The 10,639-nt window shown below is 64.9% G+C and carries 12 protein-coding genes; 8 read left to right on the forward strand and 4 right to left on the reverse strand.

Annotated elements, in window-relative coordinates:
* Positions 1–648: AMP nucleosidase family protein (locus tag ABWP92_RS14095; RefSeq protein ID WP_502907543.1), on the reverse strand; the 648-nt coding region annotated here is incomplete at its 3' end.
* Between the two features lie 157 nt (positions 649–805).
* Here ABWP92_RS14095 and ABWP92_RS14100 point away from each other — a divergent pair.
* The 6 genes from ABWP92_RS14100 to ABWP92_RS14125 all read left to right on the forward strand — a co-directional run bounded on the left by ABWP92_RS14100 (position 806) and on the right by ABWP92_RS14125 (position 5,958).
* On the forward strand, positions 806–1,726 hold the full coding sequence (locus tag ABWP92_RS14100) for a cation diffusion facilitator family transporter (protein WP_353236026.1): 921 nt from the start codon (positions 806–808) through the stop codon (positions 1,724–1,726).
* Position 1,727: 1 nt separating this feature from the next.
* On the forward strand, positions 1,728–2,174 hold the full coding sequence (gene dtd, locus ABWP92_RS14105) for a D-aminoacyl-tRNA deacylase (RefSeq protein WP_353236027.1): 447 nt from the start codon (positions 1,728–1,730) through the stop codon (positions 2,172–2,174).
* Between the two features lie 220 nt (positions 2,175–2,394).
* Entirely contained in the window at positions 2,395–3,351 is a 957-nt protein-coding gene (locus ABWP92_RS14110) for a Bug family tripartite tricarboxylate transporter substrate binding protein (protein ID WP_353236035.1), read from the forward strand.
* A gap of 5 nt (positions 3,352–3,356) precedes the next feature.
* A complete protein-coding gene (locus ABWP92_RS14115; protein WP_353236028.1) occupies positions 3,357–3,746 on the forward strand; it encodes a cupin domain-containing protein in 390 nt (129 codons plus the stop codon).
* A gap of 54 nt (positions 3,747–3,800) precedes the next feature.
* A complete protein-coding gene (locus ABWP92_RS14120; RefSeq protein ID WP_353236036.1) occupies positions 3,801–4,964 on the forward strand; it encodes an acyl-CoA dehydrogenase family protein in 1,164 nt (387 codons plus the stop codon).
* A gap of 100 nt (positions 4,965–5,064) precedes the next feature.
* A complete protein-coding gene (locus ABWP92_RS14125; protein WP_353236029.1) occupies positions 5,065–5,958 on the forward strand; it encodes a LysR family transcriptional regulator in 894 nt (297 codons plus the stop codon).
* A 28-nt stretch (positions 5,959–5,986) separates the two neighbouring features.
* On the opposite strand, the gene ABWP92_RS14130 is transcribed toward ABWP92_RS14125, so the two are convergent.
* The 3 genes from ABWP92_RS14130 to ABWP92_RS14140 all read right to left on the reverse strand — a co-directional run bounded on the left by ABWP92_RS14130 (position 5,987) and on the right by ABWP92_RS14140 (position 8,355).
* Complete coding sequence (locus tag ABWP92_RS14130; protein ID WP_353236030.1) at positions 5,987–6,760, reverse strand: sulfite exporter TauE/SafE family protein; 774 nt, start codon at positions 6,758–6,760, stop codon at positions 5,987–5,989.
* Between the two features lie 155 nt (positions 6,761–6,915).
* Complete coding sequence (gene ybeY, locus ABWP92_RS14135; protein ID WP_353236031.1) at positions 6,916–7,374, reverse strand: rRNA maturation RNase YbeY; 459 nt, start codon at positions 7,372–7,374, stop codon at positions 6,916–6,918.
* 27 nt (positions 7,375–7,401) lie between these two features.
* Positions 7,402–8,355, reverse strand: coding sequence for a PhoH family protein (locus tag ABWP92_RS14140; RefSeq protein WP_353236032.1), 954 nt, complete (start codon positions 8,353–8,355; stop codon positions 7,402–7,404).
* 46 nt (positions 8,356–8,401) lie between these two features.
* Between ABWP92_RS14140 and ruvA the strand changes: the two genes are divergently transcribed.
* Both ruvA and ABWP92_RS14150 read left to right on the forward strand, forming a co-directional pair.
* A complete protein-coding gene (gene ruvA, locus ABWP92_RS14145; RefSeq protein ID WP_353236033.1) occupies positions 8,402–8,974 on the forward strand; it encodes a Holliday junction branch migration protein RuvA in 573 nt (190 codons plus the stop codon).
* Positions 8,975–9,114: 140 nt separating this feature from the next.
* A complete protein-coding gene (locus ABWP92_RS14150) occupies positions 9,115–10,620 on the forward strand; it encodes an endoproteinase ArgC (RefSeq protein WP_353236034.1) in 1,506 nt (501 codons plus the stop codon).
* The last annotated feature ends 19 nt before the right edge of the window (positions 10,621–10,639 follow it).

Below are 10,639 nucleotides of genomic sequence, written 5' to 3' on the forward strand. Positions count from 1 at the left end.
GTCGATGTAGAACTGGTAGTTGGTGAACAGCACGAAGTTCTGGAACCACTCGGGCAGCGTGCCGGTGTAGTGCCGCAGGCGGTGCAGCGAATAATCGACGCGCGGCGCGGTGAAGAGCGACAGCGGCTGCGCCTCGCCCGGCCTGGGCTCCCAGGTGCCGTTGGCGATGCCGTCGTCCATGGCGGAGAGATCGGGCAGGTCGAACACGTCGCGCATCAGCATGCGGCGCTCGGCGCTGAGCGAGCCTTCGATATGGTCGTTCTCGGCGAAAGAGAAGTGGATCGGGATGGGCTGCGTGCTCATCCCCACTTCGAGTTCCATGCCGTGGCTGGAGCGCAGCAGCCGGAACTGCTCCAGATAATATTTGGCGAACAGGTCCGGGCGCGTGAGCGTCGTCTCATAGCGGCCGGGGCCTTCCACGAAGCCGTATGCGAGCGCGGAGGGATTGCGGGCGACGGTGGTGGTCCGCATGCGCACGAACGGGTAATAGGCGCGGACATGCTCGGCGGGCGTCTCCCCGGCGACGAAGCGCTGCATCGCATCGCGCAGGAGGTTGATCTGCTGTTGATAAATACGCTGCACCTGCGCCAGCGCGTCGGCCGGATCGGTGTGCTGCGTGGGTTCTGTGTACACGGGTATGGATGACATGCCGCTATTGTCCACGCGCCGGTGGCATTCGTGTGGCACGGGAGATTGCGGACGCGCCCCGGGGCGCGGGCCGGCAATGCTGGCGATAATCGAGCCCATGTCCCAAGCGCCCGCCCCAAGCCAGCCGAACGCGGCAGTTCCCCAAATCCCCGACTGGATGACGCCCAGTACCCTGCTGCGAGTCTCGGTCGCCGTGGCGGTCCTCACCATCGCGCTCAAGACGATGGCATGGTGGGTCACGGGTTCGGTCGGCATGCTGTCCGATGCGCTGGAATCCTTCGTGAACCTGGCGGGTGCCGTGTTCGCGCTGGCCATGGTGACGATCGCGCGTCGGCCCGCGGATGACGAGCACCCGTATGGCCACCACAAGGCGGAGCTTTTTTCATCGGGCTTCGAGGGCATTCTCATCATTGGCGCCAGCGTTGCCATTCTCTGGGCCGCCCTGTCGCGCCTGATACATCCCCAGCAGCTCGAGCAGATCGGCTGGGGCTCGGCGCTGCTGGTGCTCAGCAGCGTCTGCAACGGCGTGCTGGCCTGGTACATGCTGCGCGCGGCGCGCGTGCACCATTCCGCCGCGCTGGAAGGCGATGCGAGGCACCTGTTCACCGATGTCTGGACCTCGGCCGGCGTGCTGGTGGGCATGGGCGGCGCGTTGCTCACCGGCTGGCAGTGGCTGGACCCTGTCGTCGCCATACTGGTGGCGCTCAACATTCTGCGCGAGGGCGGGTCGATGCTCTGGGAGTCCTCGCAGGGCCTGATGGACGAAGCCTTGCCCCAGGAGCAACTGCAGCGTGTACAGGCCGTGCTGGACGAGCACAGCACGGCGCGCAACAGCGCCGTGCGCTTCGACAGCCTGATCTCGCGCCGCGCCGGCAGCCGCAATTTCGTCGATCTGCACATGCACGTCCCCGCGGAGTGGACGCTGGGCCGCGCGGCGCAATTGCGCACGGATGTGGAGGCCGCGCTCATGCGGGTCGTGCCCAATCTGCGGGCCACCATCGAAATCCTGCCGCTGGGCCAGGCCACGGTGTTCGAAACCGTGGAGTCACTCAACGAACAAGAAACCAGGGGAAAGTGAATTGATCACCGTATTGCAGCGCGTGAGCGAAGCGCGCGTGGAAGTGGCCGGCGAAGTCATCGGCCAGATCCGGCAGGGACTGCTGGTCCTGCTTTGCGCCGAACAGGGCGACGATGAGCGGCTGGCCGACAGGCTGCTGGCGAAGATCCTGAAATTGCGCATCTTCAGCGACGATGCGGGCAAGATGAACCGCAGCGTCCAGGACACGGGCGGCGGCCTCCTGGTGGTCAGCCAGTTCACGCTTGCCGCGGACACCCGGGGCGGCAATCGCCCGAGCTTCACCAACGCGGCCGCGCCGGATGAGGGCCGGCGGCTGTATGAATATTTCGTGGCCCGGGCCCGGGCTGCCCATCCCCTGGTGCAGACGGGGCGATTCGCGGCTGACATGAAAGTGCATCTGGTCAATGACGGCCCGGTCACGATACCGATGGTGATGCGCTCCGAGTAAGGAATGGGTGCGGCCATGTGTCCGCGGGCTGGCCGGGTTTTGGAGCATCGCGAGATGGAACCCATTTTCAAAACGAATTCTTGAAGATCAAAAAGCAATTGGACGTGAATACTTGATGTGATCACCATGAAGGCAAGTTCCGGATACACGGCAACTACCTCAAGGAGACACTCATATGAAGCGTTCGGCTTTTCTTGGAACGTCCGCCATGGCCGGCGGTATGGTGCTGCTGGCGGCCCTTGGAGCGGGGCTGCCGCTTGCGCAGGCGCAGGCACAGGCGCCTTATCCCTCAGCGGGGCCCATCACGCTGGTGGTGCCATTTGCCGCGGGCAGCGGCACCGACGCGGTTGCACGCGTGGTCGCGCAGCGGCTTGGCGAGCGCCTCAAACAGCCGGTCATCGTGGATAACCGAGCGGGCGCGAGTGCGCAGATCGGCGCGCAATTCGTCGCCAAGGCAAAGCCGGATGGCTATACGCTGTTCATGACGACGAATACGTCGCACTCCGCGAATCCCTGGTTGTTCAAGAGCCTCAAATACGACCCGATCAAGGATTTCACCCCGATCACGCGCGTGGGTGAACTGCCGTTCGCGCTGCTGGTCAACCCCGGTCTGCCCGTCAGGAGCGTGCAGGAGCTGATCGACCATGCGAGGACGCATCCGGACGCCCTGTCCTACGGTACGCCCAACAGCACCTCGGAGGTGGCCTCGGAGACAATCAAGTTCGTCACTGGAACCCAGATGACGAAGGTGCCCTACAAGTCGAGCCCGCAGGCACTCACTGACCTGATGGGCAATCAGATCCAGATATACGTGGCGGACCTGGGGTCGAGCTGGAGCATGCTCAAGACGGATCGCGTGCGCACCCTTGCCGTGACGGCGGCGAAGGGGTCCAGGCTGCTGCCGGATGTGCCTTCCATAGGGAAGACGATTCCGGGCTTTGATCTGACGTCGTGGAACGGGATTTTCGCGCCCGCCAACACGCCCGGCGAGGTGGTCGAACGCATCAATGGCGAACTGCAGGTCATCCTGGCCGACAAGTCGGTACAGGACCAGTTGGCGGGCGTGGGTTTCGAGGTCTGGCCCACCAGGACACCCCAGGAGTTTGCCTCCTATGTGAACGAACAACTCGCATACTGGGGCAAGCTTATCAGGCAGGCCGGTATCGAGAGGGAGTGACGGGCATGACATCTGCCAGCCGATTCCTGATTCGTGAAAGCGATGTTCCGGGGTATGTCCCGGCCAATCACCATGGCGCGGTCAACCGGCGTTTGATCAGCGCGTCCAACGTCGGGGCCAAGTGCATGGAGGTGCTGCTCGGCACTCTCGAGAAGGGCGGCGGAGCACTGCCGCATGCGCACCCTGGCATGGAGCAGGCGTGCTACCTGCTCGAAGGCACCGCGCAGGTGCAAGTCAATTGCGAGGCGTTCGGTATGCAGCCTGGAGATATGTGTTTCTTCCCGGAAGACAGCATGCACGTCTTTCGCGTGACCAGCGATACGCCGGTACGCCTGCTGGTGATCTACAGCCCGCCCTACGCAGAAAACCCCAAGCGTGTGAGGCGGCCTGAATGACGGGGCATGTCGACGGCGCGCAATGCCGTTCTTGATTTCGTGGAGTGGTGGAGCATGGATTTTCTCTGGAGTGAACAGCAGGAACAGATTCGTCAGGCCATCGAACGCGCATGCCTGCCGTTCGACGATGCATACTGGCTGGCGAAGGACAGTGAAGGCGGCTTTCCGCATGATTTTCACAAGGCGCTGGCGGACGCCGGATGGCTTGGCATCGCCATGCCGCCGGAGTATGGCGGAGCCGGGCTGGGCATCAGCGAGGCGGCGCTGATGATGCACACCATCGCAGCCACGGGCGCGGGCCTGTCCGGCGCATCGGCCGTGCATATGAACATCTTCGGCTTGCATCCTGTGGTGGTGTTTGGCTCGGACGAGCAAAAGCGCCGTTGGCTGCCGCCGCTGATTGCGGGAAAGGACAAGGCATGTTTTGGCGTGACGGAGCCGAATACGGGGCTGAACACGCTCGGGCTCAGGACGCGCGCGCAGCGGTGCGGCGATCACTATCTCGTGCACGGTCAGAAGGTGTGGATATCCACCGCGCAGGTTGCCAACAAGATGCTGCTGCTGGCCCGCACCAGGCCGGCCGAAGAATGCAAGGGCACGGAAGGGCTGAGCCTGTTCTATACCGATGTTGATCGCGGCTCCATGGAGATCCGCGAGATCGAGAAGCTCGGACGCAAATGCGTGGATTCCAATCAGGTGTTCATTGATGGCCTGCGCATTCCCGTCGAGGACCGGATCGGAGAAGAGGGCAAGGGTTTCTCGTACATCCTGCATGGACTCAATCCGGAGCGGATCCTGATCGCGTCGGAAGCGGTAGGCCTTGGCCGGGCCGCGCTCGCGAAGGCGTCGCGCTATGCGAGCGAGCGCATGGTGTTCGATCGTCCGATCGGGCAGAATCAGGGCGTCCAGCATCCGCTGGCGTTGTCCTGGATGCAGCTTGAATCGGCGCATCTGATGGTGCAGAAGGCCGCCTTCCTGTACGACAGGCATCTGCCGTGCGCGGCGCAGGCCAATGCCGCCAAATACCTCGGTGCGCAGGCCTGCGGCAAGGCATGCGAGACAGCCATTTTCACGCTGGGGGGCATGGGCTATGCCAAGGAATACCACGTCGAGCGATACATGCGCGAATCGTGGATTCCACGGCTCGCGCCGGTCAGTCCGCAGATGATCCTGAACTTCATCGCGGAGAAGGTTCTGGGATTGCCGAAATCATACTGATGCCGTGTGACCTTGGGCGGGAAGTGCAATGAACGTCGGGGAAAACGCCAGTTCGAAGCGGATGTGCAAATCGCCGGGATGGATGCAAGATATTGCTTTCATGAAGACTCATCTACTGCGTTACTTTGTCGTACTGGCCGAGGAGCGCCATTTCGGCAGGGCCGCGCGGCGTTTGTGCATCACGCAGCCGCCGCTGTCCACGGCGCTCAAGACGCTGGAGGAGGATCTGGGTGTGATGCTGGCCAGGCGCGACGCCAAGCACGTCACGCTCACGCCGGCGGGCGAGGCGTTTTTGCTCGAGGCTCGCAAGGTGCTCGCTCAGATGCAGCGCGCGTGCGATGTGGTGCGCAGCGTCGCGCAGGGCGCTCAAGGGCGGCTTGACGTGGGCATCACCGGATCGATGGTGTATCGCAACGTGCCGCAGTACTGCAGGGCATTCCAGTTGAAGAGGCCGCAGGTCGAGCTGTGCATGCATGAGATGTCCACCGGCGAGCAGTTGTGTGCGCTCGGCTCTGGCGATATAGACGTGGGCTTTCTCAACATCGGGTACCCGCCCGATGATCTGGAGTTGCTGCCGCTGGAGTCGGAGGCCCTGGTCGCCTGCCTGCCGGAGCGCCATCCGTTGGCGGGTGGCGGTGACCTGGACCTTGCCCGGATCGCGCACGAGGATTTCGTGATGTTCGCGCGAGACGTGTCGCCGGCCAATTACGACAACGTGATCGCATGCATGCATCAGGCGGGAATCCACCCGCGCACGACGCATGCCGCGCGTCAATGGCTGACGGTTGTGGCCCTGGTCTCCACCGGCTGCGGTGTCGCGCTCGTGCCGGCATGCATGGCGCGGGCCGGCATCAATGGGGTCCGGTTTCTTGCCCTGCGCGGTGTGACGATGCTGACGCCGGCCATCATGGCATGGCGCAGGAATGATGATCGATTGCTGCTCTCGCTGCTGGTCGATGCGGTCCGGGAATGCGTGGAGCAGGGGCGCCGTTGACGGCGGCAGCCGGCCCGCCGCCCCGCTCTCATCCCCGCATGAAGAACAGGATCGACATGATCAGCCCCGTCGCCACGATGCCCCAGCGCAGCCATGCCGGCGGAAGCCTGCGGGCGACGCGCGCGCCGCCATAGCCGCCTGCGGTGGCGGCGATCATCATCACCAGCGCCTGCTGCCATTGCACCAGGCCGCCCGCCGCGTAGATGGCGACGGCGATCGCGGTGAGCAGCGCGGACACCAGGTTCTTCATGCCGTTCATGGCGTTGAGTTGCGTCTGCCCGAGCAGGCCGAAGAGCGCGAGCAGCAGAATGCCCAGGCCGCCGTTGAAATATCCGCCATAGATGGCGACGGCCAGCGTTCCGGCCATGCCCTTGGCGGGCGACGCGCCCGCATGCGCCGATGCGCCGCCGCTGCGGGTCGAGGCCCAGGCGCGCAGCCGTGGGCCGAAGGCGAACATGGCCGTGGCGGCGAGCAGCAGCCAGGGGACGACCTTGCGGAACACCGCATCCGGCGTGACGAGCAGCAGCGCCGCTCCCGCCATGCCCCCGATCAGAGAGACGACGACCATCCTGCGCATCGAGAGGCCCGGCGGCGGCTGCATGTCCTCGCGGAACCCCCATGCGCCCGCGGCGTAGCCTGGAAACAGCGCCACGGTGCCGGTGGCGTTGGCGGCCACGGGCGGCACGCCGGTGAATACCAGCGCGGGCAGGGTCAGGAAGCTGCCGCCGCCCGCCACCGAATTGAGCGCGCCGGCCACGAATGCGGCGGCGAGCAACAGGCCCCAGTGGCTGAAGAAGTCCATGCGTTGTCTCTCTTTTCCATGTTTTTCGCCGGACATCGTGGTGGATGCTCGCCGGCGCGATGGAGGGCATCTTAGGTGTCCCGAGCGCGTTCTTTATGCAACCTGCGCGCAATACTGCTTAACACACGGCTGCGGGCGCGGGCGCGCGAGGCTGTTCAGTTGGCGTACGGGTCTTCGAAGCCGAGCTCCCGCATGATGTCGGTCTCGTACGCTTCCATTTCCTCGGCGTCCTCGGTGCTGGTTTCATGATCCCAGCCTTGCGCGTGCAGCGTGCCGTGCACCAGCAGGTGCGCGTAGTGCTCCTCGAGCGACTTGTTCTGCTCTTTGGCTTCGCGCTCGACCACCGGCGCGCACAGCACGAGATCGGCCATGACCGTGGGCTCCTGCTGGTAGTCGAAAGTCAGGACGTTGGTCGCATAGTCCTTGTGGCGGAACTCGTGGTTGAGCCGCCGGCCTTCCTCCGCGCCGACGATGCGCACGGTGATTTCGGCATCGACGGCCAGCGCATGGCGGATCCAGCGCGTTACCTTGCTGCGCGAGAGCACGGCGCGGTGCTCGGCCGCGCCGTCGAATCGGGCGAACTGCAGGGAGAGGGTGAGTTGATTCAGTGACATGGCGGTGAACCGTTCGGTGCTCCCGGGCTAGCCGCGCGCGCCGGGCTTGCGCTGTGCGTCGTATGCATCGACGATGCGCGCGACCAGCGGATGGCGCACCACGTCGGCGCTGGTGAAGCGCGTGACGGCGATTCCCTTCACGCGCTTGAGCACGCGCTCCGCGTCGATCAGGCCGCTCATCGCGCCCTTGGGCAGGTCGATCTGGCTGACGTCGCCCGTCACCACCGCCCTGGCGCCGAAGCCGATGCGGGTGAGAAACATCTTCATCTGCTCGGGCGTGGTGTTCTGCGCCTCATCCAGAATGATGAAGGCGTTGTTCAGCGTGCGCCCGCGCATGAAGGCCAGCGGGGCGATTTCCAGCTGGTTGCGCTCGAAAGCCTTCTGCACCTTCTCGAAACCCATCAGGTCGTAGAGCGCGTCGTACAGAGGCCGCAGGTAGGGATCGACCTTCTGCGTGAGGTCGCCGGGCAGGAAACCGAGGCGCTCGCCCGCCTCCACGGCGGGGCGCGTGAGCACGATGCGCTGCACGTTGCTGCGCTCCAGCGCATCGACAGCGCAGGCCACGGCAAGATAGGTCTTGCCCGTGCCGGCGGGGCCGATGCCGAAGGTGATGTCGTGGCTGGCGATGTTCTCCAGGTACACGGCCTGCGTGGGAGTGCGCGCGCGCAGGTCGGCGCGGCGCGTGGTGAGCGTGACGGCGCTGTCCGCGTCGCCTTCCTCCCGCATGGAGCTGTCGCCCGCCAGCATCAGCTGCAGCTGCTCTTCCTTGATCGGACGGTCGGCGATTTCATAGAGCGCCTGCAGCAGTTCCATGGCGTCGTTGGCCTTGGCCTTCGGCCCATCGACCTTGAATTGCTCGTGGCGATGGGCGATCCTGACCTTGAGGGCGTCCTCGATCGTGCGCAGGTGCGCGTCCGCGGGTCCGCACAGATGGGTCAGGCGGAGGTTGTTGTGTGGGGTGAATGTGTGGCGCAGGATCACGCGGATAATTTGGTTGTTGCGCCGCAGATCGCGGCAAAGGATTCCAATGATAGGCAAATTGACTGGCACCCTGCTTGAAAAGAACCCTCCCGAGGTATTGGTGGACTGCCATGGCGTGGGTTATGAGGTCCTGGTGCCGATGAGCACGTTCTACAACCTGCCCGCCGTCGGCGAGCGCGTGGCGCTGCTCACGCAGTTCATCGTGCGGGAGGACGCGCAACTGCTCTACGGCTTTGGATCGCAGCAGGAGCGCCAGGCGTTTCGCGAGCTGATCAAGATTTCGGGCGTCGGCCCGCGCACCGCGCTGTCGATCCTCTCGGGCATGGGCGTGGCGGACCTGGCGCAGGCGGTGTCCCTGCAGGAAGCGGGCCGGCTGGTGAAGGTGCCGGGCATCGGCAAGAAAACCGCGGAGCGCCTGCTGCTGGAGCTCAAGGGCAAGCTGGGCGCGGACATCGGAGCCGCCGCGCACGTGGCCAGCGACAGCCAGGCGGACATCCTCCAGGCGCTTCTCGCACTGGGCTACAACGACAAGGAAGCCGCCCACGCCCTCAAGGCGCTTCCCGCCGACATCGGCGTGAGCGACGGCATCAAGATGGCGCTGAAATCGCTGGCCAGATAGCGTTGTCGGGCAGACTGTTGCCATGAAACCAACCAGGGTGTGTTGATGTACCCTGCTATGCCCTGCTGAAAATAGTCCGATTTGCACCGTGTAGCATCAAAGATGTGTTGAATAATCTAGCCGTCATACAGGAGAGCATGATGGCTAAAAGCGCTGGATGGTGGATTGCGGGCAGTCTCATTCTGTCTATCGCGGGTTGTGGCGGCGGTAACGACACCACCGATACCGATACGGATACATCGACGCCCTCGCAGCCGGACCTCACCCAGCGCATCGAACCCTATGACACGCTGACCCGGCAGAGCGCACAGGCCGACTCGAAAGCGCGGGCGCAGGGCACGCAGGCAGAACAGGCGGCGCGGGGCGAGGCCGACTCACGGTTCATCCGCAAGGTGGCGCTGGCCGCGCCTGCAGCGAGTGTGGTGCAGAAGATGGAAGCTGCGGCGGATGCGGCCAGGCCGGGCGTGCCGATCCAGATCGCCGTCAAGCGCGACGTTGCCGCCACCGCCACCGTGCAACTGACGCAGGCCCTGCTGGACTGGCAGGGCACGGCATCCGGCGGCCAACTGGCGGCGCTGGCGTTCGACTCCCCCTCGGCACTGGGTGTGCGCCTTGGCGTGCTGGTCATGCAATTGCCGTCCGGCACGAAACTGCGCTTTTACGCGCAGGCCGGCGGGACAGCCACCGAGGTGAGCGCCGCCGAACTGGCCGCCCAGGCGGAGCGCATCCGCGCCGGCGGCGGTGACGATCAGGCCGCCAGGACCTACTGGAGCCCCGACTTCGGCGGCGAGCAGACCGTGATGGAGATCGAGGTGCCGGCAGGCGCCCAGGTGTCCGGGGTGCAGCTGGCCGTGCCGCGCCTGTCGCACTTCACGCACAGTGCCGCGCAGATGGAGACGCTGGTCGAGGCGAAGGCCGGCTCCGGCAGTTGCAACATCGATGCGATGTGCCAGCCCGACTACCTGAGCCAGGCGCGCTCGGTGGCCCGCATGCGGTTCACGCATGAGGACGGCAAAGGGTACTACTGCACCGGCACGCTGCTCAATGACGCGCAGTCCAGCGGCACGCCCTATTTCCTGACCGCCAATCACTGCATCAACACGCAGGCGCAGGCGTCCTCGCTGATGACCGACTGGTTCTACCGTTCGTCGGCCTGCAACTCGGGCACGGCCGGCTCCGGCGTCCAGAGCCTCACCAGGGGCGCGACGCTGCTGTATGCCACGGCGAGCACCGATACCTCGTTCCTGAGTTTGAACGAGGCCGTTCCCGACGGCGTGGTGTATGCGGGATCGTTCTTCGGCGGCGCGGCGGCAGCCGGCTCGGAACTGGTGGGGCTCCATCACCCCGAGGGAGACCTGGAGAAGATCAGCTTTGGCGTGCTGCAAGGGCTGGGGTTGTGCTCCAGCGATACCTGCGGCGGCTCCAGCGACAGCGGCGCCACCTTCCTCGAGGTGAAATGGAGCCAGGGCACGACCGAGGGCGGCAGCAGCGGCTCGGCGGTGTTCTACGGCATAGGCGGGCAGCGCTACGTCACGGGGCAGCTCTATGGCGGAAGCGCATCGTGCAGCAATCCGAACGGCAGTGATTTCTATGGCCGCTTCGACCTGCCCTACAAGGAAAAGCTCAAGGAGTGGCTCAACCCGTGAGCCTTGCGTGATCTCCTTG

The sequence above is a fragment of the Diaphorobacter ruginosibacter genome, from assembly GCF_040396215.1.
In the GTDB taxonomy this organism is placed as follows: Bacteria; Pseudomonadota; Gammaproteobacteria; order Burkholderiales; family Burkholderiaceae_C; genus Diaphorobacter_A; species Diaphorobacter_A ruginosibacter_A.